The sequence below is a fragment of the uncultured Desulfovibrio sp. genome (genome assembly GCF_944324935.1).
GTDB lineage: Bacteria > Desulfobacterota > Desulfovibrionia > Desulfovibrionales > Desulfovibrionaceae > Desulfovibrio.
In genome coordinates this window covers 25,857-47,633 of record NZ_CALUYG010000013.1, presented here as the reverse complement: position 1 = coordinate 47,633, position 21,777 = coordinate 25,857, and the positions used below count along the sequence as shown (strand labels likewise).

Annotated in this window: 22 protein-coding genes; 13 read left to right on the top strand and 9 right to left on the bottom strand. The window is 64.3% G+C overall.

All coding sequences use genetic code 11. The features are described 5' to 3' along the window. Nucleotides 1-5 precede the first annotated feature (5 nt). Entirely contained in the window at nucleotides 6-1,310 is a 1,305-nt protein-coding gene (locus Q0J54_RS04705) for a S41 family peptidase (protein ID WP_296304274.1), read from the bottom strand. A gap of 187 nt (nucleotides 1,311-1,497) precedes the next feature. Next, complete coding sequence (locus tag Q0J54_RS04700) at nucleotides 1,498-2,010, bottom strand: rubrerythrin family protein (RefSeq protein WP_296304273.1); 513 nt, start codon at nucleotides 2,008-2,010, stop codon at nucleotides 1,498-1,500. Between the two features lie 233 nt (nucleotides 2,011-2,243). Here Q0J54_RS04700 and Q0J54_RS04695 point away from each other — a divergent pair, with 233 nt between their 5' ends. Beyond that, the gene (locus tag Q0J54_RS04695; RefSeq protein ID WP_296304272.1) at nucleotides 2,244-2,879 is read left to right on the top strand and encodes a YigZ family protein; all 636 of its coding nucleotides are present in this window, start codon (nucleotides 2,244-2,246) and stop codon (nucleotides 2,877-2,879) included. Between the two features lie 15 nt (nucleotides 2,880-2,894). On the opposite strand, the gene Q0J54_RS04690 is transcribed toward Q0J54_RS04695, so the two are convergent. From Q0J54_RS04690 to folD, 5 genes are all read right to left on the bottom strand, one after another. Continuing rightward, nucleotides 2,895-3,470: a TetR/AcrR family transcriptional regulator gene (locus Q0J54_RS04690; RefSeq protein ID WP_296304271.1), complete on the bottom strand. Its 576-nt coding sequence runs from the start codon at nucleotides 3,468-3,470 to the stop codon at nucleotides 2,895-2,897. Between the two features lie 2 nt (nucleotides 3,471-3,472). Further along, nucleotides 3,473-3,946: a chemotaxis protein CheW gene (locus Q0J54_RS04685; protein WP_296304270.1), complete on the bottom strand. Its 474-nt coding sequence runs from the start codon at nucleotides 3,944-3,946 to the stop codon at nucleotides 3,473-3,475. A gap of 161 nt (nucleotides 3,947-4,107) precedes the next feature. Next, the gene (locus Q0J54_RS04680; RefSeq protein ID WP_296304269.1) at nucleotides 4,108-4,662 is read right to left on the bottom strand and encodes a DUF4952 domain-containing protein; all 555 of its coding nucleotides are present in this window, start codon (nucleotides 4,660-4,662) and stop codon (nucleotides 4,108-4,110) included. Beyond that, nucleotides 4,640-5,764 carry a DUF805 domain-containing protein gene (locus Q0J54_RS04675; protein ID WP_296304268.1) on the bottom strand — a complete coding sequence of 375 codons (1,125 nt, stop codon included), beginning with the start codon at nucleotides 5,762-5,764 and terminating at the stop codon, nucleotides 4,640-4,642. The genes Q0J54_RS04680 and Q0J54_RS04675 overlap by 23 nt, the downstream gene beginning before the upstream one ends. Before the next feature lie 42 nt (nucleotides 5,765-5,806). Then, nucleotides 5,807-6,661 carry a bifunctional methylenetetrahydrofolate dehydrogenase/methenyltetrahydrofolate cyclohydrolase FolD gene (gene folD / locus Q0J54_RS04670; protein ID WP_296304267.1) on the bottom strand — a complete coding sequence of 285 codons (855 nt, stop codon included), beginning with the start codon at nucleotides 6,659-6,661 and terminating at the stop codon, nucleotides 5,807-5,809. A gap of 154 nt (nucleotides 6,662-6,815) precedes the next feature. Here folD and Q0J54_RS04665 point away from each other — a divergent pair, with 154 nt between their 5' ends. The 4 genes from Q0J54_RS04665 (at nucleotide 6,816) to Q0J54_RS04650 (ending at nucleotide 9,800) form a co-directional block, all read left to right on the top strand. Further along, a complete protein-coding gene (locus Q0J54_RS04665) occupies nucleotides 6,816-7,793 on the top strand; it encodes a phosphodiester glycosidase family protein (RefSeq protein WP_296304266.1) in 978 nt (325 codons plus the stop codon). 146 nt (nucleotides 7,794-7,939) lie between these two features. After that, nucleotides 7,940-8,320: a desulfoferrodoxin gene (locus Q0J54_RS04660; RefSeq protein WP_296304265.1), complete on the top strand. Its 381-nt coding sequence runs from the start codon at nucleotides 7,940-7,942 to the stop codon at nucleotides 8,318-8,320. A 30-nt stretch (nucleotides 8,321-8,350) separates the two neighbouring features. After that, nucleotides 8,351-8,491, top strand: coding sequence for a rubredoxin (locus Q0J54_RS04655; RefSeq protein ID WP_296304264.1), 141 nt, complete (start codon nucleotides 8,351-8,353; stop codon nucleotides 8,489-8,491). A 103-nt stretch (nucleotides 8,492-8,594) separates the two neighbouring features. After that, the gene (locus Q0J54_RS04650) at nucleotides 8,595-9,800 is read left to right on the top strand and encodes an FprA family A-type flavoprotein (protein ID WP_296304263.1); all 1,206 of its coding nucleotides are present in this window, start codon (nucleotides 8,595-8,597) and stop codon (nucleotides 9,798-9,800) included. Between the two features lie 72 nt (nucleotides 9,801-9,872). On the opposite strand, the gene Q0J54_RS04645 is transcribed toward Q0J54_RS04650, so the two are convergent. Next, the gene (locus tag Q0J54_RS04645) at nucleotides 9,873-11,390 is read right to left on the bottom strand and encodes a sigma-54-dependent Fis family transcriptional regulator (RefSeq protein WP_296304262.1); all 1,518 of its coding nucleotides are present in this window, start codon (nucleotides 11,388-11,390) and stop codon (nucleotides 9,873-9,875) included. 256 nt (nucleotides 11,391-11,646) lie between these two features. Here Q0J54_RS04645 and Q0J54_RS04640 point away from each other — a divergent pair, with 256 nt between their 5' ends. The 3 genes from Q0J54_RS04640 (at nucleotide 11,647) to dctA (ending at nucleotide 14,750) form a co-directional block, all read left to right on the top strand. After that, nucleotides 11,647-11,931, top strand: coding sequence for a UxaA family hydrolase (locus Q0J54_RS04640; RefSeq protein WP_296304261.1), 285 nt, complete (start codon nucleotides 11,647-11,649; stop codon nucleotides 11,929-11,931). A gap of 2 nt (nucleotides 11,932-11,933) precedes the next feature. Then, nucleotides 11,934-13,094 (top strand): UxaA family hydrolase, encoded by a 1,161-nt coding sequence (locus tag Q0J54_RS04635; protein ID WP_296304260.1) that lies wholly within the window; start codon nucleotides 11,934-11,936, stop codon nucleotides 13,092-13,094. 393 nt (nucleotides 13,095-13,487) lie between these two features. Next, a complete protein-coding gene (gene dctA, locus Q0J54_RS04630; protein ID WP_296304259.1) occupies nucleotides 13,488-14,750 on the top strand; it encodes a C4-dicarboxylate transporter DctA in 1,263 nt (420 codons plus the stop codon). Between the two features lie 150 nt (nucleotides 14,751-14,900). Here dctA and Q0J54_RS04625 read toward each other — a convergent pair whose 3' ends face one another. Next, on the bottom strand, nucleotides 14,901-16,121 hold the full coding sequence (locus tag Q0J54_RS04625; RefSeq protein ID WP_296304258.1) for a LarC family nickel insertion protein: 1,221 nt from the start codon (nucleotides 16,119-16,121) through the stop codon (nucleotides 14,901-14,903). Between the two features lie 242 nt (nucleotides 16,122-16,363). Here Q0J54_RS04625 and Q0J54_RS04620 point away from each other — a divergent pair, with 242 nt between their 5' ends. The 5 genes from Q0J54_RS04620 (at nucleotide 16,364) to Q0J54_RS04600 (ending at nucleotide 21,721) form a co-directional block, all read left to right on the top strand. After that, the gene (locus Q0J54_RS04620; RefSeq protein ID WP_296304257.1) at nucleotides 16,364-17,029 is read left to right on the top strand and encodes a CBS and ACT domain-containing protein; all 666 of its coding nucleotides are present in this window, start codon (nucleotides 16,364-16,366) and stop codon (nucleotides 17,027-17,029) included. A gap of 185 nt (nucleotides 17,030-17,214) precedes the next feature. Beyond that, nucleotides 17,215-17,532 (top strand): TusE/DsrC/DsvC family sulfur relay protein, encoded by a 318-nt coding sequence (locus Q0J54_RS04615; RefSeq protein WP_296304256.1) that lies wholly within the window; start codon nucleotides 17,215-17,217, stop codon nucleotides 17,530-17,532. A 174-nt stretch (nucleotides 17,533-17,706) separates the two neighbouring features. Continuing rightward, entirely contained in the window at nucleotides 17,707-20,160 is a 2,454-nt protein-coding gene (locus Q0J54_RS04610; protein ID WP_296304255.1) for a penicillin-binding protein 1A, read from the top strand. Nucleotides 20,161-20,513: 353 nt separating this feature from the next. After that, the gene (locus Q0J54_RS04605) at nucleotides 20,514-21,404 is read left to right on the top strand and encodes a tRNA (adenine-N1)-methyltransferase (RefSeq protein ID WP_296304254.1); all 891 of its coding nucleotides are present in this window, start codon (nucleotides 20,514-20,516) and stop codon (nucleotides 21,402-21,404) included. Beyond that, nucleotides 21,401-21,721: a multidrug efflux SMR transporter gene (locus Q0J54_RS04600; protein WP_296304253.1), complete on the top strand. Its 321-nt coding sequence runs from the start codon at nucleotides 21,401-21,403 to the stop codon at nucleotides 21,719-21,721. Before Q0J54_RS04605 ends, Q0J54_RS04600 begins: the two co-directional genes overlap by 4 nt. The last annotated feature ends 56 nt before the right edge of the window (nucleotides 21,722-21,777 follow it).

Sequence of the window (21,777 nt, the reverse complement as noted above, 5' to 3'; positions counted from 1 at the left end):
GGCCGTTACTTGATGGTACGCATCCGGGGCAGGCTCTTCACCAGATTGAGCGCCATGCGCAGCTGGTTGTCGCGCTCGAGCTGATCGCGTCCCTCATTGGCCGCCTTGCTCTTGCCCTGTCCGGCCTGCTTGCCGTTTTCCAGATGACGATTGAGATCCTTTTCCCGCACGAGGAAGCGCTCGGCCTCCTTGTCCTGCTCGCGCGGCGCCTCAAAGGGCACATCCACATCCGGCACGATGCCCTCGGCCTGGATGGAGCTGCCGTTGGGCGTGTAGTACAGGGCAACGGTCAGCTTGAGCCCGGACTTGTCCATGAGCGGGATGAGATTCTGGACCGAGCCCTTGCCGAAGGAGCGCTCGCCCACGATGAGCGCCCGCTTGTGATCGCGCAGCGCGCCGGCCACGATCTCCGAAGCCGAGGCCGAACCGGCGTTGATGAGCACCACCAGCGGCACGTCGGCCATGTCGTCGGGTTGCTGATGGGCCGTGTACACGCGCTGCATGGCGCTGTCGCGCCCCTTGATGGACACGATGTCGCCCGCGGAGAGGAACATGTCCGTCACTTCCACGGCCTGATCAAGCAGGCCGCCGGGGTTGTTGCGCAAGTCGAGCACGATGCCGCGCAGGCCATCCTTCTTGCTTTCCTTGGCGGCCTGGGCCAGCGCCTTGCGCAGCTCGTCGGACGTCGGTTCGGCAAAGCGCGAGAGGCGCACCCAGTAATAGCCGTCCTCCAGCTTGCGGGACTTGACGCTCACCAGCGGGATGGCGTCGCGCACGATGCGCACGGTATGCGGCGTCTTGGAATTGGTGCGCAGCAGGGTAAGTTCCACTTCCGTCCCCTTGGGACCGCGGATGCGCGAGGCGACCTCGGACAGGGAAAGTTCCTGCGTGGGCTGCCCGTTGATGGAAAGGATGAGGTCGCCGGGCTGCACGCCCGCCCGGAAGGCCGGCGTATCGTCGATGGGGGTGAGTACGGTCACCTGTCCGTTTTCCAGCGTCATTTCGATGCCGACGCCGAAGAATTCCCCGGCGGTGTTCTCGTGCATCTCCTTGTATTCTTCCGGCGTCATGAAGGTGGAATGCGGATCAAGCGCCGAGAGCATGCCCTTCAAGGCCCCGTTGATGAGGTCCGACCGGCTCACGTCCTTGACGTAGTTGCGCTCCACCAGATCGAGCACCTGGCTGAAGCGCCGCAGGTCCTCGTATTTGGCATCGGGAGAAGACGCCGCATCGGCGGCACGCGGCGCTGACCCGCCGCCAAGCAGCGCAAGGCTCAGCAGCGCGCTGCACAGAACAAATAGCATACGCATGGATAGGCCTCCTGATCGCCCGTCCGTCTGACCGCGGAGCGGGCACGAAACCTGAATCTTGCCCGCTTTCCCCTCAAATTGCAATGCGCCCGGGGCGCGTCCCCCCCGCGAAAAGGGACGGCGCACACGGCGGAAAGCCGCATGCGCCGTCGCATATGATGCCTGCCGGCAGTCCTGCCGGCCGGGATTACTTGTTCAGGCAGCAGGTGTCGTCCACCTTGAAGAAGCCGGCCGCGCCGCCGCCGCACACGGGGCAGGAATCACAGGGGCCTTCGTGGGTGTAGCCGCAGACCTTGCACACATAGTAGTCGGTGCCGGCCAGGCCCTTGGGATCGGCCAGCGCCTTCTTGTACAGGTTGGCGTGCACTTCTTCCACCTTGTTGGCGAAGTCGAAGTACTTGGCCACGGCGGTGTTGCCTTCGGCTTCGGCTTCCTTGATCATTTCAGGGTACATCTTGGTGAATTCGTAGGTTTCCCCTTCGATGGCGGCCTTGAGGTTTTCTTCGGTGCTGCCGATCAGCCCGGCATTTTTCAGGTGGGCATGGGCATGGATGGTCTCGGCGGCAGCGGCGGCGCGGAAGAGCTTGGCCACCTGCGGCATGCCTTCCTTGTCCGCCACGGCGGCGAAGGCGAGATATTTACGGTTGGCCTGGGATTCGCCGGCAAAGGCGGCCATCAGATTTTCCTGGGTCTTGCTCATGGTATGTCTCCTTGAGGGGTTTCGTTATTATCAGGAACAATTCCTGTTTACTTGAATCTTCCCTGGCTGTAAAGCTTTTTTTCCCGAAAACCGTGATTTTTTTCTCGGGTATCCGCGCCTGCCGGCAGCTTGTCAGAAAGGCGGCGGCGGGCTATACAGGGATGCCGGCCCGACGCCGGCGAGGCCGTCAACCCCGAGGCCGTCAACCCGCCCGTCAGCCACGACAGTGCCGCATGAGCCGCTATCCCGTCCCCTCCGCTTGCCCCGACCGGCCCCACGAGGCCGAACTCATCATCCGCCGCAGCCGCTTTCTGGCCCACTGCGCCCGGACCGCCGGTCATGCCGAAGCGCGGGCCTTCGTGGAGCGCATCCGGGCCGCGCACGCCGACGCCACGCACAATTGCTGGGCCTATGTGGCCGGGCCGCCGGGACAGACGGCGGAGATCGGCTTTTCCGACGACGGCGAGCCCCACGGCACGGCCGGCCGGCCCATGCTGCAACTGCTGTTGCACAGCGGCCTCGGCGAGATCTGCGTGGTGGTGACCCGCTGGTTCGGCGGCGTCAAGCTCGGCACGGGAGGCCTCGTGCGGGCCTACCAGGACAGCGTGCGGGCTGTACTGGCCGAGCTGCCGCAAGAGGAACGCGTGCCCCGCTGCCGTCTGCGCGTGCGGGTGGGCTTCGCCCATCTCGACAGGCTGCACCGCCTCTTGCCGGAGGTGGAAGCCCGGCTGGTGGACGAAAGCTACGACGCCGAGGCCTGTCTGACCATCACCCTGCCCGCCGCGCGGCAGGAGGAATTCACCGCCCTGCTGGCCGGCCGTACCGACGGCCGGGCTGTCTGCGAACCGCTGACCGGCTCGCCTGACTGACGGCGACCGCCCGCATCACCGGCCGTCGGGCCGCAGGGCGCGGGCGTAGGCGCTCCAGAGGGCCCGGCCCAGACGCCGCGCCGCCTCAGGGCCGGCGTAGAGCAATTCGGCGTGAGTCCCCCGCAATATGCCGATGAAGGCCAGCGCGGCCTCCTCCGGCGGCAGGCCCAGCGGAGCGGCCGCCGTCCCCTGGACGAGCGCCCGCTCCACGCGCCTGGTCAGTTCGACGGCAAACACCCTGTCCCGCTCGCGGATATGGGATGCCAGCGAGGCCGGCGGCAGATAGATGCTCCGCAAGAGAAAGGACAGGTGCGCCGTGGCCGCGTAGCGCTCCACGGTCTCCCGCAGATAGCGCCGCAAGCCCTCCGTCGCGGCCTCCTCCGGCGACACGGCGGTCGCCAGCTCCTGGAGTTCCGCGCGGATGGCATCGTCAAAGACGGCGCGGAACAGGTCGTCCTTGCTGCGGAAATGCGCGTACAGGGATGGTGTCTTGATGCCGACGGCGGCCGCGATGGCCGAAAGCGGCGTGGCCTCGTACCCCTGCCGGGCGAACAGGCGGACGGCCGCCAGCCGGATGTCCCCCGCGGACATGCTCAGAGATCCAGCGCCTGCCGCAGGCTGTCGGGACAGACAAGGTGGGCCGTGTCCAGCACCACCAGCATGCCCGCCTCGGTGATGACCATGCCGGAGATGGCCTCGACCTCCACGCCGCCATAGAGCGACGGCGGCTCCATGATCTCGCTGGCGGCGTAGCTGTGCACATGGCCGATGGCATCCACGAGGAAGCCCACCACCATGCCGTCGATCTCCATATTGATGATGCGTGTCTGCTTGTCGTAGGGCCGGCGCGGAATCCCCAGCCGAGCCCGCAGGCTGACCACCGGGATGACCAGCCCGCGCAGATTGATGACCCCTTCCATCTCCTGCCCGGCACGCGGCACGCGCGTCATATCCTGCGGCAAGAGTATCTCCCGCATTTTGAGGATGTCAACGCCGAAAAGCTGACCGTCAAGGAAGAATGTGCCGAATTGGACGACGCCGGTCGCGGCGGTGCTGGCCGTCTGCATGTTTCGCCTCGCTGGGAAGTTGCCTAACGCCTGTTAGTCTTCCTTACGCCTTCCTCCCGGCGGCGTCAACACGGACCGGCCGTCGCCGCCGATGCGCACGGCGGGCCTTCCGGCAGCCGGAGCCAGCGCCGCGCAACAGCCCCGCACGGGCGCTCCGGGACTTACGGACAGGACGTCCGCACGGCCCCTGGCAGGGGGATGTCCACCCGTACGGCGAACCAGGCGATGTGCGCCCAGGCGGTCCTGTCGGCGGCGAATACGCCGGACTGCGGCACTTCGCCCATGCTGACCCGCGCCGCCCCGGCAGGCAGACGGCCTTCCGCGCCGTCCGGGACGCTCCAGATGCCGAGCGAGCGCACGAGCATCCCCATGCCGCAGCGCTCATGCAGCAACCGTTCCACGCGGGCCGCCTCGCTGCCGCGAACCCGGTAACGGGCCGTGAAGCGGGCCTGCCCGCCCCGCTCTTCCTTCCGGCAGAAAAGAAATTCCAGACCGTCCGGCCGTATATCGGCCTCACGCAGCAGATCGCCGCAGTCCTGCCGCGCCGCTGCCGCCGCCATGCCGGACACGACCGGCAACGGGGGCGACGCCAGGGCCGGCGGATCTCCGGCGGCCCGGGCCGGCGGCGCTCCCCAGCCCCAGAGCAGGAGGCAGAGCAGCGGGATCCCCCAGCGCCGGCGGGATGACGACGCCTCAACGCCCCGTGGCCTGTTCATTGTCCTGCCCCTGCTCCTCCAGCCGCCGCATGGCCTGGGTCACCGTCTGTCCGGGCCGGATGCAGGCCGCCTCACGGCGGGCATCCTCGGCCTGTTCCATCTCTTCCAGCAGGGAATCCACCAGCTCCTCGTCCCTGGGCGTCTCGGCCTGGGCGGACAGTTCCGCCAGCGACTGCGAGGCCAGCGACATCTCCTCCGGCGACATATCCGCCGGCGGCCAGTCGCCGCGCACGGGCGCACCCGGCACGGGAGCGGGCTGCGCCCCGGCGGTCGCGGCGACGCCCGCGGCCGTCTTCTGGAGCGCCTGGGCCACCATCCGGGCAAATTCCTCGGTGGGGGCCGGCGCGGCCGGCTGTCCCGCGGTGGCGACCTTCACCACATCCTGGACGGCAGGGGCGGCCTCACGGGCCAGCTCGCCGGCCCGGAGCTCCTCCTCCGTTTCCTTGTCCAGCTCCACGCGGGGCACGTCGTGCCATTCCGGGGAGGCCACGTCATCAAGATCGATGACCTCTTCCTCGTCGTCCTCGAGATGCAGCGGCACGCCGTTGACGTCCGTGGGCGGCAGATGCTGCGGCGCGCGTCCCAGGGGATCCGCGCCGAAACGATTGCTCCCGTGCGTCCCGTCGCCCAGGAAGACCAGCCCCAGCGACACCACGGCCAGCGCTTCCAGCACGGCCAGCCCGCCGGCGCAGATATCCAGCACCATACGCGGCAGGTCATCGACGACGATCTGCCAGGACGTCAGCAGCCAGCAGCACAGGGCGGCAAGCCCTGGCACCAGTGCGGCGATGACCCAGCGGCCGCTGGCGTCCATATCGTGCAGACGACGGATGGTGACGCACACGGCCGGCGCCAGCAGACCGAGCCAGATGACCACCAGCAGCAGACGCAGCAGCAGGCGCGGGATCTCCTCCCCGGCGGGCAGCGGCTGTGACCAGAGGCCGGGGAGCATCTGATCCAGCGCCAGCATGAGCCAGACGAGCAGGACGGCCAGCGGCAGGGCCAGCAGGGAGAACAGCCAGAACTCCTCCCGGTCGGCCCGGCCTTCATGCTCCAGGAAACCGGAGCCGAAACAATGTTTCCAGACGCTCAAAAGGCGCATGATATGTCCTTGTGGCTGAATATGACGGGCAGCACCAGCGCCTCAGCGATGTTCCTGCCAGGACTGCACGGTGTTCTTGAGCAGCATGGCGATGGTCATGGGCCCGACGCCGCCCGGCACCGGCGTGATGGCCGCCACCTTGTCCTTGAGGGCGGCGAAGTCGGCATCGCCGCACAGCCCTTCCGGCGTGCGGTTGATGCCCACATCGATGATGACGGCCTTTTCGCTGACCATATCGGCCGTGAGCATCCTGGGCTTGCCCACCGCCAGAAAGATGAAATCCGCGTCGCGGCAATGTTCGGCCAGGTCGGGCGTGCGCGAATGGCAGACCGTGACCGTGGCGTCCCCGTATTCGCCGGGACGACTCAGCAGCATGGCCAGCGGCTTGCCCACGATGTCCGAACGGCCGAGCACCACGGCCTTCTTGCCCTGCGTGGGCAGCTTGTAGTAGCGCAGCAGCTCGATGACGCCGGCAGGCGTGCAGGACATGAGCCCCGGCAGCCCCAGGGACAGGCGGCCCACGTTCTCGGGATGGAAGCCGTCCACATCCTTGGCCGGATTCATGGCCAGCAGACACTGTGTGGCGTTGAGCCCCTTCGGCAACGGCAGCTGGAGCAGGATGCCGTCCACGTCGCTGCGGTGGTTGAGGTCGGCGATGAGCGCCAGCAGCTCTTCCTGACGGGTATGCGCGGGCAGATGATACGGCAGGGAGATGATGCCCGCTTCCTTGCAGGCCTGCTCCTTGTTGCGCACATAGATTTGCGAGGCAGGGTCGTCGCCCACCAGGATGACCGCCAGCCCGGGCGCGCGGCGTCCCTTGGCTGTGACGCCGGCAATAACCTTGTGCAACGCCTTGCGCATTTCCAGCGCAACCTTTTTCCCGTCTATCAGCAGCATCTTACGCCTCTCTTCGTTTTTCGGGGAACCTTCAAGAAAATGAGGGAGTCACTATATCCCCCTCCGCTTTCGGATTCAAGTCGCCGCCCGGCCCCCGTTCCGGCGGCGGGCAAAAGCCCTTGCTTTCACATGAGCCGGGACGTACGCTTGGGCAATGGGAATCTGTCCACCTGTCCTGCCGGCGGGCCGGCGGCCCCGGCATCCGGCCCTCCGCCGTTTTTTCGGGCTGCTGCTGCTCTGCGGCTGGCTGCTCTGCCTGTGCGTCCGGCAGCCCCTGCCGGCGCGTGCCGACCAGACGGCGACCGACCCGCCGCCCGTGCCGCCGGAAACGGCGGATGCGGCGGCATCGCCCGACATCCCCTGGATACGACAGGATGGGCTGGCCTTCGCCGAACTTCCCCTGCCGCTGCGGGACGGGCCGGGGCCGCGGGTGGCCGTGGTGCGCCTGTCCCCCGACGTCTTTGATTTCGTCCTCTGTGCCGTGGGTCGCGGCAAACATCCTCCCCTCACCCTGCGCCAGTGGGCCCAGCGCGAAGGCCTGGAGGCCGCCATCAACGCCAGCATGTACCTGCCGGACGGCGTGACGAGTACAGGCTATCTGCGCGAGGGCTCTTACGCCAACAATAGCCGGCTGGCCAGACGCTTCGGGGCCTTCTTCGTGGCCGGCCCCGATGACGACGCCCTGCCCGCCGCCACCATCATCGACCGGGATGAGCCGGACTGGCAGGCACGCCTTGCCCGATACCGGCTGGTCATCCAGAATTACCGGCTCATCAGCGGCGACGGCCGCATCCTCTGGAAGCCCGGCGGTCCGCGCAGCGCCATTTCCGCCGTGGGGGCGGACGCGGAGGGGCACATCCTCTTCCTGCATTGCCGCGAACCGCTCGACGCCTACAGCTTTGCCGACGGCCTGCTGCGGCTGCCCCTGCGCCTGCGCGCGGTCATGTATGTCGAAGGCGGCGGACAGGCCGGTCTTGTGCTGCGGGCGGACGGCCTCGAGCGGGAATTCAACGGGCGCAGCGCCACGGAATTCCTGCCCGCGGGCAGCATCCGGGCCGCGCTACCCAACGTGCTGGGGGCGCGCCGCCGCCCCGCCGCACCGTCACCGGAAACGCGCGAGAACAGTCGCTGAGGCGGCCTATTAAAAAAAATTCCTGTTAATGACTAAAAAGTCTTTACAGGCGGCGCGGAATAGGACACACTTGTCCTGTCGGTACGGCAGTCCCGTCATTGACGGACTGTGCCGCCAGCAAACAAATCAACCATCGAGAGGACACCATGCCCAAGCATCTCGAAATTTACAAGTGCCAGCACTGCGGCAATATCGTTGAAGTCTTCCACGGCGGCGCCGCCGCTCTCACCTGCTGTGGCCAGCCCATGAAACACATGGCCGAAGGTTCCACCGACGGCGCTCAGGAAAAGCATGTGCCCGTCATCGAAAAGATCGACGGCGGCTACAAGGTGAGCGTGGGCAGCGTGGCCCACCCCATGGAAGAAGCGCATTATGTCGAATGGATCGAACTGATCGCCGACAACCAGGTGCTCACCTGTTTCCTGAAACCCGGCGACAAGCCGGAAGCCGTGTTCAAGACCGATGCCGCCAAGGTGACGGCCCGGGAATACTGCAATCTGCACGGCCACTGGAAAGCGGAAAACTAATCCACACGACATCCCATAAGGAGAGATCCCATGCAGAAATATGTTTGCGGCGTTTGCGGCTTTGAATACGATCCTGCCGAACACGACAACGTGCCCTTCGACCAGCTCCCCGACGACTGGACCTGCCCTGTCTGTGGCGTGAGCAAGGATCAGTTCTCCCCCGCTGAGTAGGTTGAGCCAGCCGGCTACCGTACGCCTGCCTTGTTGTTGAAACGGGGCAGGCGTTTCCTGTTTGCGTATTGCGAAAACCCCAAACGCTGTTGACGGAGTTTCCATGCAGCCCTTTGAACTGAAAAAAGATATCTACTGGGTCGGCTGCGTCGATTACGACCACCGCGATTTCCACGGCTACTCCCGTTCGCCTGAAGGCACCACCTACAACGCCTACCTCATCAAGGACGAAAAGAACGTCCTGATGGATACCGTGTCCCCGGGCTGCGCCGGCACCCTGCTGTGCCGGCTGGGCAAGGTCATGGAGCCGGAAAAGGTGGACTACATCGTCTGCAACCACATGGAGCTGGACCATGCCGGCTCCCTGGCGCAGATCGTGGAACGCTGCAAACCTGAGAAGATCTTCTGCTCAACCCTTGGCCTCAAGTCCATGCAGGGTTACTTCAACACCAGGGACTGGCCCGTCGTCGCCGTCAAGAGCGGCGACAAGCTGGAGATCGGCAAGCGCACCATCATTTTCCAGGAGACCCGCATGCTGCACTGGCCTGACAGCATGGTGTCCTACATCCCTCAGGACAAGCTGCTGATCAGCAATGACGCCTTCGGCCAGAACATCGCCAGCAGCTGGCGCTATGCCGATGAACACGACGAAGGCGACTTCGTGCGGGCCATCAAGGAATACTACTACAACATCGTGCTGCCCTACTCCCCGCAGGTGCTGGCCACCCTGCCCGTCGTGGAAGGCCTCGACATCGATATGATCGCGCCCGACCACGGCCTCATCCACCGCGGGGAAAAGTCCGTGCGCTTCATCCTCGACATGTACCGCAAGCTTGCCGAGCAGAAGCCCCAGCAGCGCGCCGTCATTTTCTACGACACCATGTGGCACTCCACGGAAAAGATGGCCTATGCCGCCTGCAGCGGTCTGGAAGAAGCGGGCGTGCCCACGCGCCTCATGTCCGTGAAGAACAACCACCACAGCCAGATTATGACCGAACTGGCCGACTGCGGCGCGGTGCTCGCCGGTTCGCCCACGCACAACAACACCGTGCTGCCCCTGGTGGCCGCCCAGCTGACCTACATGAAGGGCCTGCGTCCCAGGAACCGCGTGGGCGGCGCCTTCGGCTCCTACGGCTGGTCGGGGGAATCGGCCAAGTACATCCATGAGCAGCTCGAAAGCATGGGCATGGAAATGCCCGCCGCACCGGTCAAGTGCAACTGGGCTCCCGGCCATGAGGCGCTCAAGGCCTGCCATGATCTTGGCAAGGCCGTGGGCGAGGCGCTCAAGCGCAAGTGCCAGGGCGAATAAGCCCTGTCGATCGCATCGCCGAAAAAAAGGAACCCCGCTCCCGCGGGGTTCCTTTTTTTGGCTGCGCCTACGTCATGCGATGCCCTTTGGGCTGAGGCCTATGCCCAGCTTTCGCATCCGGTGTTGCAATGTGGAACGCGGGATGCCCAGCAATGCGGCGGCCCCAAGCGTGCCAGACAAGCGACCACCTGTCCTGCGCAGGGCTTCCAGGATATGTGCGCGTTCGTGCTCCTCCAGGGAGGGGAAACCGGACATCGGCCGAGCCGCGTCACCATCCGGGGCCGGATAGCCTTCGCCCCCGGGTCCTTCCCGCAGGAGACTACCGACAAACGTCTCGTCCACCGCACCGTCAAGGGAATGCAGCAATATCCTGGCAATGACATTGCGGAGCTCGCGCAAATTGCCGGGCCAGTCATGCGCTGAAAGGATCTTCAGCACCCTGACGGACAGGCGGGGCGGCTGAAGCGCCCACTGGCGGGAAAGAGAACTGAGGAACCAGGTGGCCCACCCGGGGATGTCGGCACGACGCTCGCGCAAGGGCGGCAGGTGCAGGATGACCGGCGCAAGTCGATAAAAAAGGTCGCGCCGCAGGGTCCCCGTCTTCATGGCGCGCGGGATGTCGATATTGGTGGCTGAAATGACGCGCACATCCACATGCCGCGGCCGCGTTTCCCCCACGCGTTCGAAAGTGCCCTCTTCGAGGACTTGAAGAAGCTTGCTCTGCATATCCGTGGCAAGATCGCCGATCTCATCCAGGAAAAGGGTCCCGTTGTCCGCGGCCTCCAGCCGACCCATGCGACTGCCCCCGGCCCCGGTGAAGGCCCCTTTGACATGCCCGAACATCTCGCTTTCAAACAGGCTGGAAGACAGGGTGGGACAATTGACCTTGACGAAGGCCGCATTCCGTCTGGGACTGCGCCTGTGCAGCCAGCGCGCGAGCATACTTTTCCCCGTGCCGGTCTCGCCGGTGATCAGTACGGGGATATCCAGCCCAGCCACTCTAGCCGCCACATGCATGACGCCGGCCATATCTCGCGTTTCCAGCAGTCGGCCCTCCATGTCTGGTCGCCGTGACGCGCTCAGCGCCGACTCCGGGGAGGAAAGCGCCCCCCTCCGCTCTCGCTCCAGCACCGTAAAAAGACAGATGGCCAGAGCGGGCGACAGCTCCGTGAGAAGCATGAACAGCTGCTCCATATCGTCGTGCCAACGGAAGTAGGAGATATGCAGGGTGCCGAATATCTCGTTACCCAGGATCAGGGGGAAGGCCAGGGAGAAATTGAAGCCGGAACCAGCCAGGATAGGACACCGTTCGGCGATGCCTCGCACAGAAATATCTTTGAGGAACAATGGCTTGCGAGATTCAATGACCATTGCGGCCACGGTATTTTTGATGGTTCTGGCATGGTTGTCCAAACTCTCTATGGCCACCCCGTAGGCAGGAGCGTAAGCTGTCAGCTGTTCCTTGTTGACATAGAGGTTGACGCAAAATCTGTCGTAGCGGAAATGCCTGTACAGCAGCTTGGCGCAATGCGAGAAAAATCTCTTGCGATCCACCTCCATCGCGGCCAGCGATGTCAGGTCCTGAAGCATATCCCACCGCACGGAAGTTGAACGATCCGTCTGAAGCATCCCTCATCCTCCCTTGCCCACATATGAGCATATTTGTGCCCAAGTTGTCCATCCTGCCGTGAGCCCGCTTGGGCATATCGAACAAAAAACTTGTTATATAAATATGTTATACAAATAAAACTTAATGGCACATCGATTGCAATCCCTATGTTCAAGGGGCGTGGACGGGCCAGCGCTGTTCAGCTCCATCCCGAAACTTATTTGCAAGGAGAAAGATGTGATGAATCAGTTCGTGGTACATGAACCAGGCGATGGCGTTGGCGTTGTTGTGGTTGAAGATGTGAAAAAGGGAGATGCCTTGTCTGGATGGATTATGGATGGCGATACAACAATAGAATGTGAAGCGAAGGACGATATTGCCATCGGTCACAAAATTGCTCTGCAAGACTTCGCTGTCGGCGATACGGTCATAAAGTATGGCCATGATATCGGAAAGGTCGTTCAGCCCATCAAGAAGGGGCAGCATGTCCATGTCCACAATGTAAAGACGAAAAGGTGGTAAAGATGAAAAGGACTTTCTGGGGCTACAAGCGGGAAAATGGGCGTGTGGGCATTCGTAACCATGTCGTCATCCTGCCGCTGGACGATCTGTCCAATGCGGCTTGCACGGCTGTTGCCAACAACATCAAGGGGACTATGGCGCTGCCTCATCATTATGGGCGGCTACAGTTCGGCGAAGACCTCGAACTGCATTTCCGCACACTTATTGGCACGGGCCGCAACCCCAATGTCGCGGCGGTGATCGTCATCGGCATCGAGCCCGCATGGACGCAGCGCATCGTGGACGGCATCGCCGCCACCGGCAAGCCTGTCGCCGGTTTTGCCATCGAAAAGCATGGAGACATCGCCACCATCGCCGCCGCCTCCCGCAAGGCCAAGGAATTCCTCCAGCAGGTGAGTGAACAGCGGCGCGTGGAATGTGACATCAGGGAACTGTGGGTCTCCTGCAAGTGCGGCGAATCCGACACCACTTCGGGCATTGCCGCCAATCCCACCGTGGGCAACGCCTTTGACAAGCTATGGGAAGCCGGCGCCACCACCCTGTTCGGCGAAACCACCGAACTCACCGGTGGAGAGCATCTCGTCGCCGAACGCTGTGCCGACGATGAAACGCGCAAGAAGTTCATGCATTTCTTTGACCGCTACGCCAAGGTCGTCGACGAGCACAAGACCAACGATCTTTGCGACTCGCAGCCCACCAAGGGGAACATCGAAGGAGGCTTGACGACCATTGAGGAGAAGGCACTGGGCAATATCCAGAAAATAGGACGCAAGGCCCCCATCGTCGGCTGCCTTGACAAGGCGGAAAGCCCCACCGGCCCCGGCCTCTGGTTCATGGACTCCTCTTCCGCCGCCGCGGAAATGGTGACCCTGGCGGCTGCCGCCGGTTTCGTGGTGCACCTCTTCCCCACAGGACAGGGCAACGTCATCGGCAACCCCATCCTGCCCGTCATCAAATTGTCCGGCAACCCCCGCACGGTGCGCACCATGAGCGAGCATATCGATGTGGATGTGACCGGGCTGCTGCAACGCGAATACGGGCTGGATGCCGCGGGAGACATGCTGCTCGACATGATGATCCGCACCTGCAACGGTCGCAGGACCAGTGCTGAAGCTTTGGGCCATGTGGAATTTGTCATGACCCGCCTGTATGAAAGCGCCTAGCATCTCGCAAAGTCGGGAGGCGGCGGCTGTACGGAAGGCTGCCGCCGCCTCCCGGCCTGGGCATGTCGGCACACACTTTACAAGGGAAAAGACGCTGTGGGAGCCTTTGCGGCAATTGCTCAGGCCCACAGTCCGCAAATTGACATCCTCCCCCGCTTAAAGTCGGGGGTTCCTGTCGGTAACGGCTCTCATGAGCCGCACCACAAGCGGGTTCCTGCTTCAACGCGGGCGCTTGAGCCCTTCCCGCTCCACAGGCAGTCACGGCCTGCCCGGCCGCCAGAATGTTTAACGCCGCGTTGTGGTCGGCGTTGATCTCAAATCCACAAGCAATACATATAAACGACAAGGACAGTACTCATTCCATCGAGAATTTTTTGTCATATGGAGGACTGTATGCCAAAAATCTTCCATGCACTCTATTTCAAGGTCTTGCTGGGGATCATCCTGGGGATTGTTTTTGGCTTGCTGGAGCCGCAGATCGCTGTAAAGTTGAAGCCGCTGGGCGATGCCTTCATCAACCTGATCAAGATGCTCATCACCCCGATCATTTTCTGTACGGTGGTCGTTGGCATCGCCCGCATGGACAACCTGAAGGAAGTGGGCCGAGTTGGCGGCAAGACGCTGATCTATTTTGAAATCATGACGACGCTGGCCTTGATCATCGGCATGGTCGTCGTTGACTACTTCCAGCCCGGAGCGGGCATCCATGCCGACCCAGCCACCATGGACGCCTCCTCGCTCGGCAAACTCGCCGAAGCAAGGCAACAGACGACGCAGCAATTCATCATGGGCATCATCCCCAACAGTGTCGTCGGCGCCTTCGCCGATGGCAACCTGTTGCAGGTGCTGCTGTTCTCGATCCTTTTCGGCATGGCCCTCTCGCATATGGGGAGCGTGAGGACGTCCATCCTGGATACGCTGGACAGGTTCGGGCATGCCTTTCTTGGCGTCATCAACCTGGTCATGAAGCTTGCGCCCATTGGGGCCTTTGGCGCCATTACCTTCACCATCGGCAAATATGGCGCGGATGCCCTGATCTCATACGGCAAGCTCATCGCCTGCCTGTACGCGACAAGCATACTGTTCGTTTTTCTGATCCTCGGCGCGGTGAGCCACTTTTGCGGCATCAACATCTGGCGGCTGATCTGCTATATGAAGGAAGAGGTGCTCATCACCCTCGGCACGACCTCCACGGAAGCGGTATTGCCCCAGACCATGGAAAAGATGGAGCGTCTGGGGATCAAGCGATCCATCGTCGGCCTGGTCCTCCCCACCGGCTACTCCTTCAACCTTGACGGCGCGGCCATCTACCTGACCATGGCGGCCTCCTTTATCGCCCAGGCCATGGACATCCATCTTGATCTGGAACATCAGGTCGGGCTGCTCCTCATCCTCCTCTTGACGTCGAAGGGCGGCGCGGGCGTCACGGGAGCCGCCCTGGTCGTGCTGGCGGCCACGCTTTCGTCCACGCACATCATCCCCGTAGCCGGGATGACGCTGGTCATCGGCATCGACAAGATCCTGAATGAGGTACGCGCGACCACCAACCTGATCGGTAACTGTGTCGCCACAGTGGTCGTTGCCCGGTGGGAAAATGCCATCGATATCGAACGGGCACGCCGCATGCTGCGCGGCGAGGAGCCGGCCGAGGGCTGAGGCCGGCGCGGGCCCCATCGTCCTTCGCCTCAAAGCGGGCAAGCGGGGAGCCGGAAGCTCCCTGTCTGCCCACTTCCGTCGCATTGCCCCAAAAGGGCAATGACGCGCATCCGCATGCCCCTATCCGCCCAAAACGTTTCACAAACGCCTTCACTGGGCGGCACGCTCGCCGTTTTCCCCATCCTCCGGCATCATGGCCCGCCGGGCGTCGCCGCTGAAGCGCAGGGCCGGCATGCCGAGCCCCTGTCCGGCGGCATGACGGGCCAGGGCATCGGCTTCCGGCCGGACATAGGGGCGGCCCTCCAGCTCATAGCATTTGGCCGGCATGCGTTCGCCGTCGCAGACAGCCGCGCCCGCCGTGCGCGGCAGGACGACCCGCTCCAGCCGCAGGACGCGCACGCCCAGACTGTGCGTATGCCGGAAGACCAGCCGCAGCGCCTCTTCCTGCGCTTCCGGCAGGCACAGTATCCGCAGTGCGCCGGAGGGCCGGTTCTTCTTGCCGGTTCCCGCGAGCCAGAGCACGTCCAGCACGGCGGGCGCGGCGGCCAACGCCTCGATGGCCTGCCCGAGCTCCTCGCCGCTCAGGTGATCAAGATGGCATTCCAGCTGGCAGACCTCTTCCCGGCCGCCGCAGACCTGCGCGCCCCCAGACGCGGGGAACACCTCCCAGACGCGCAGTCCCGCCGGGGCCGGGCGCGAGCCGTAGCCTGTCCCCAGCCGGCCAAGCCGCCCCCGCGGCCCGTCGGAAAAGTCCTCCACCAGCGCGTGCGCCAGCGCCGCCCCGGTGGGCGTCACCAGCTCGGTTTGCGCGCCGGTCGGGCGGACGGGCTTGCCCCGCATGAGACAGGCCGTGGCCGGAGCCGGCAGGGGGATACGCCCGTGCGCACAGTCGATGCTGCCGCCGAACCACGGCAGGTGAGAGGCCGTCACCCGTTCCACGCCCAGCTCTTCCAGCCCCCAGCAGACGCCGAGGATATCCACCAGCGTATCCACGGCCCCGACCTCGTGGAAGTGCACCTCCTCCACCGGGATCCGGTGAGCCTGCGCCTCGGCCCGCGCCAGAGCGTCCAGCACCGCCAGCGCCCGCTCCCGCACCCGCTCCGCCACGGTCACCCGCCGGAAGATGTCGGCGATGTCCGCCGGATGGCGCAGCGGCTGCGCCTCCTCCTGCCAGCGGACATCCACCCGGAAACCGGGACCGCCCGCCCGCTCCTCCTCGCGGCACTCCACGACGCAGGCGACGCCCGCCTGTGCCAGACGTGCCGTCAGCGGGGTGAAATCCACCCCCAGATGCGCGAGCGCCGCAAGCGTCATGTCGCCGCTGATGCCGTTTGCACAATCCCAGTACATTTCCATGGTTCTGCACCTCATGGCCGCTCCGCAGGAGCGGGAAAACGGGCGGACTTGTACAGCCGCCGCCCTTGGTGTATACTCTTGAGAAGACATTGGCGGAAACGCCCATATTCCCGCGCCGGACCGCCGTGTGCGGCGACGCCGGCGGGCAGGGAGCGACACTGGCCGGAAAGCAGGCTGCCCGCCGGCAAGGCAGCACCGTCCCACGCAGGCGGCATGCCGCCGCATCGCACGTCAACCCTCACCGTCAAGGAGGCTGCATGGCCGTCAAGCATTGGATGACCAACGACGTTATCACCGTCAAGGCCGACACTTCGCTGCTCAAGTGCCGCAACCTGATGAAGGAAAAAAATATTCGCCGTGTCCCCGTGGTGGATGACGATAACCACGTCATCGGCATCATTTCCGACCGGGACGTCAAGAGCGCCTCCCCCTCCAAGGCCACAGCGCTGGAAGTGCATGAGATGCAGTATCTCCTGGCCGAGATCAAGGCGCGCGACATTATGACGCCATCCCCCGTCACTGTCAAACCCGAGACCACGGTGGAAAATGCCGCCGTGCTCATGGTGGACAGGAAGATCGGCGGCCTGCCCGTGGTGGGGGATGACGGCCGGCTGTGCGGCATCATCACCGATCAGGACATCTTCAAGGTGCTCATCGACATCACCGGCGCGCGTCTCGGCGGGCTCTATGTGGCCCTGGAAGTGGACGACAGGCCCGGGGCCATGCGCCCTGTCTTCGATACGCTGCGCGAACAGGGGGCCCGCATCAGCTCCGTGCTGAGCCGTACTCCCGAAGGCGGCGGCAAACGTCAGGTCTTCATCCGTACCATGCCCATGAGCGGCCCCTCGCAGGAGGCCGCCACCATCGACGCCCTGCGCGGTGTGGCCAAGGTCCTTGATTTTTTGCACTGCGATCCCGTGTAGCCCCGGGGAGGGCCTTCCGGCCTTTGCCGCCCCGCACTTGCCAATGACGCAAATTTATGGCAAAGCAATTCGTGGCGGAGCAGAATACGCTTTGCCGAGCGCTGGGAAATCGGCCGTTCATCGGCTGGCGGGCTTTGGGGCATATCGCCCCTGAGCGAGAGAAATACATGTCCAAGGAGGACACGATGGCTGAAATCACGTATAAGGGTAAAACCTTTGAAGTTGACGAAGACGGCTTCCTGCTCCACTTCGACGAGTGGTGCCCGGAATGGATGGAATATGTGAAGGAATCCGAAGGGATCACGGAACTGAATCCTGATCACCAGAAGATCCTTGACTTCCTCCAGGATTACTACCGCAAAAACGGCATCGCCCCCATGGTGCGTATCCTCTCCAAGAACACCGGCTACAAGCTGAAGGAAGTGTACGAGCTCTTCCCCTCCGGCCCCGGTAAGGGCGCCTGCAAAATGGCCGGCCTGCCCAAGCCCACCGGCTGCGTGTAGTCGTCACCGGCGTTTTCAAAGGCGGAACCTCGGTTCCGCCTTTTTTTTTGCCCGACCGCACGGCGGAAGCCCGCCGGGATGGGCCCTCCGGGCGGCAGACGCTTGTCGCGCAGGCGGCCTGCCCGCCGTCCCTTGCCCCTTTACCTCGAGCCAAAAAAACGGTATCGCCCTGCCATGAAGTTCTCTCGCATCCTGAAGCGCACCGCGCTTGTCTTTCTGCTGCTGATCGTTCTTGGCGGCCTGACGGCCGCGGGCGCCGTGGCGGCCCTGTTCTACTGGGCCTCGCGCGATCTTCCCGACCTGGACAGGCTCATCAGCTACGATGCGCCGCAGGCCACCACCATCCTGGCCCGTGACGGTTCCATCCTCGGCACGCTGGCGCACGAAAAGCGCTACGACATCAAGTTGACGGATATGTCCCGCTACCTGCCCATGGCCTTTCTGGCCGCCGAGGACGACAATTTCTACACGCATCCCGGCATCGACATCGTGGCCATCATCCGCGCGGCCCTCCACAATCTGCAGCACGGGGGCACGGGACAGGGCGGCAGCACCATCACCCAGCAGATCATCAAGCAGCTCCTCCTGACCTCGGAGCGCAGCTATACCCGCAAGATGAAGGAAGCCATCCTTGCCTACCGGCTGGAAAACAGCCTCAGCAAGGACGAGATACTGCTGACCTATCTCAACTATATCTATCTGGGCCAGCACTCCTACGGGGTGGAAGCGGCGGCACGCACCTATTTCGGCAAGCATGCCGCCGATCTGACGCTGGCCGAATGCGCCGTCATCGCCGGACTGCCGCAGGCCCCCAGCAAGTACAATCCCTTCCGCCGGCCTGAATCCGCGCAGGCCCGCCAGCGCTATGTGCTGGAGCGCATGCGCACGCTGCAATGGATCAGCGAGGAGGAATACCAGAACGCCTGCAGCGAGCCCCTTGTCTACTGGAGCATGCCCGACGGGCGCGGCGGCGCTGCCGACTGGTATCTGGAAGAGGCGCGCCGCCTGCTCATCGAATTTTTTACCGAACAGAACCTGCGGGCGCTCGGCATCGATACGCCGCGCTACGGCGAGGATTACGTCTATGAGGCGGGACTGACCGTCCATACCGCCATGGACCCCGTGCAGCAGGAAGCGGCGGGCGCGGCCCTGCGCCGCGGCCTGGAAGAGCTGGACAAGCGGCAGGGCTGGCGCGGCCCGCTCACCCATCTTTCCAGCAATGACCAGCGCGAATTCCTGGACAAGAGCGACTTTACGCCGGAAAACCTGCTGGGCGGCTCCTGGGCCAGAGCGCTGGTCACCAGGGTCGAACAGCAACGGGCGGAAGTGGCCTTCGGCAAGGGCTATACGGGCGTCATCCCCATCGCCAATATGAGCTGGGCCCGCACGCCCAACCCCAAGGTGGCGGGCATGTATGCTCCGGCCATCAAGGACGCCCGGCCGGTGCTGAAGCCCGGCGACGTCATCCTGGTCTCCGCCGCCGAAGAAAAGGTGACGACGACCGATCCCAAGACCAGGAAAAAACGGACGGAGACCGTCCCCTACGATTCCGGTCGCGTGCGGCCCGGCACGCCCATCACCCTGCTGCTGCAGCAGGTCCCCGAAGTGCAGGGGGCCCTTGCCTCCATCGAACCCCAGAGCGGCGACGTGGTGGCCCTCATCGGCGGCTACCAGTTCGGCAACAGCCATTTCAACCGGGCCACGCAGGCCCGGCGGCAGCCCGGTTCCAGCTTCAAGCCCATCGTCTACTCCGCGGCGCTGGATTTCGGCTTTACCCCGACCTCCGAAGTGCTGGACGGCCCCTTTGTCTATGTAAACCCCTATACCAACGAAGTCTGGCGGCCCTCCAACTACGAACACAACTTCAAGGGCGTCATGCCCCTGCACCGGGCCCTGGCGCTCTCGCGCAACACGACCACCGTGCGGGTGGCCCATACCATCGGCATCGAGAACGTCATCATGCGGGCCAAGGCCCTTGGCCTTGAACCCAATTTCCCGGCGGAACTCGCCATCTGCCTGGGCGCGGTGGACGTGACTCCGCTCAACCTGACGCAGGCCTATGCCGCCTTTGCCAACAACGGCCTGGGCGTACGGCCGCGCATCATCACCTCCATACGCGACAGCAGGGGGCGCGAGCTCTACCGGCAGGATCCCGAGCACTGGCAGGCCATCAGCCCGCAGAACGCCTTCCAGATGGCGACCCTGCTCAAGGAAGTGGTCAACGCCGGCACCGGCGGCCGCGCCCGTGTGGAAGGACACACCAACATCGCCGGCAAGACCGGTACGACCAACGAGGAAAGGGACACCTGGTTCGTGGGCTTCACGCCCTATCTGGCTACCGGCGTCTATGTGGGCTTCGACCAGGTGCGCTCGCTGGGCCGCCTCGAACAGGGCGGACGCACGGCAGCCCCCATCTTCCGCTATTACCGGACGGCCGTGGAAGATCTCTACAAGGATCAGCCGCAGGAATTCGCCATGCCTCCGGGCATCACCATGTCCGGCGGGCTGGCCTTCCAGGGAGAGCCCGTACCGGGCATTTCGGCCCTGGACGGCAGCCCCGGCAGCGAGGGCGACGGCATGATGGATACCTCCGACGGCGGCGAGGCCCTCATGCGGCAGATGTTCTAGGGGCTGGCGACATTCTTCGTCGCCTCGTGGGGGAAGGGAAACCCTCGTTCCGCCGTCGATGCCCGCAAGGCTCCCGCGTCGCCTGACGGGCACGACCCGCGGCCGCCAGTGGGCCGCTCCCTTCCCCCCGCGCCTCCCGCCCCTTCCCCTGCGCGCGTTCAGCGAGGAAAGAGGCTGGGGCGCGAAGCGGCGGCACAGCGCCGCCCGGCCAGCAGGGAGCGGAAAAACCGCCTTTTTTTCCGTGACACGACAGGCCGTATGGTTTGAACCGCAACGCGTTTCAAACGGAAAATGCTCTATTGTACCGAGACCCCAGGTCCCATATTCCTTCAACGCCCGGCAAAGGACGGACAATGATCCCTTATGGCTCTCTTGTGGTATATGTGACCCCGACCGGCAAGCGCTACATCAAGCGGCTGGAAGAAGGCAACGACTGGCACAGCAATGACGGCGTGCTGACCGCCGCACAGGTGCACGCACTGCATTTCGGCGGCGAGGCCCGCACCTCGCTGGATGTGCCCATCCGCGTGCTGGAAGCCACGCTCTTTGACCGCCTCCAGGGCCTCAAGCGGCAGACGCAGGTCATCTATGCCAAGGATATCGCCTACATCGCCCTGCGCCTCGGGGCCGGCCCCGGACGTACCATCATCGAGGCCGGTTGCGGCTCCGGCGGCATGACCTGCGGACTTTCCTGGTTCTGCGGGCCCACGGGCCGCGTCGTCAGCCATGAGGCCCGCGAGGAGTTCGCCAGGCTTGCCCGCCGCAATCTGGACTGGGCGGGCCTTGGCGACAACGTGACCATCCATCATCGCGACATTGCCGACGGCTTTTGCGTGGATGGGGCCGATGCGCTCTTTCTCGACGTGCGCACGCCCTGGGAATATCTGGACCATGCGCTGCGGGCCGTGCGCCCCGGCGGCATGTTCGGCTTCCTCCTGCCCACGGTGGATCAGGTCAGCAAGCTTCTGCTCGGCATCGAGCGGCGCCCCTTTGCCGAGGTGGAAGTCTGCGAGATCCTTATCCGGCGCTGGAAGCCGGTCGCCGACCGCCTGCGTCCCGAAGACCGCATGACCGCGCACACGGGCTTTCTGGTCTTCTGCCGCCAGCAGGAGCGCAGCGAGGCTTTTGAGACCTTTGTCCCCCTGGGGACACGGCAGCGCAAGCAGGAAGCGGCTCGTCAGGCCCGGCTGGCCGAGGCCGGCGTGGATCCGTACGCCGACGAGGAAGCGGAGGGACGGAAATGAATCCGTGGCTGACGCTCATCGGCGCGGGGCTGCTCGAGATCGGCTGGCCGCTGGGCTTCAAGCTGGCGCAGCAGCCGGCGTGGCGTCTCCCCGGGCTGGCCTTCTCGGTGCTCAGCATGGCGCTCAGTGGCTATCTGCTCTTTCTCGCCCAGCGCCACATCCCGCTGGGCACGGCCTATGTGGTCTGGACCGGCATTGGCGCGGTGGGAACCTTTGCCCTCGGCGTGCTCTGCTTCGGCGAGCCCCTGCATCCGGGCCGCCTGCTGGGGGCGGCCCTCATCCTCGGCGGAGTGATCACGCTCAAGCTGAGCGCCTGAGACGAGCGTAACGCGTCATGCCCCCTTTTCCGCTGTCCGTCCTGCCGCCGGGCTTT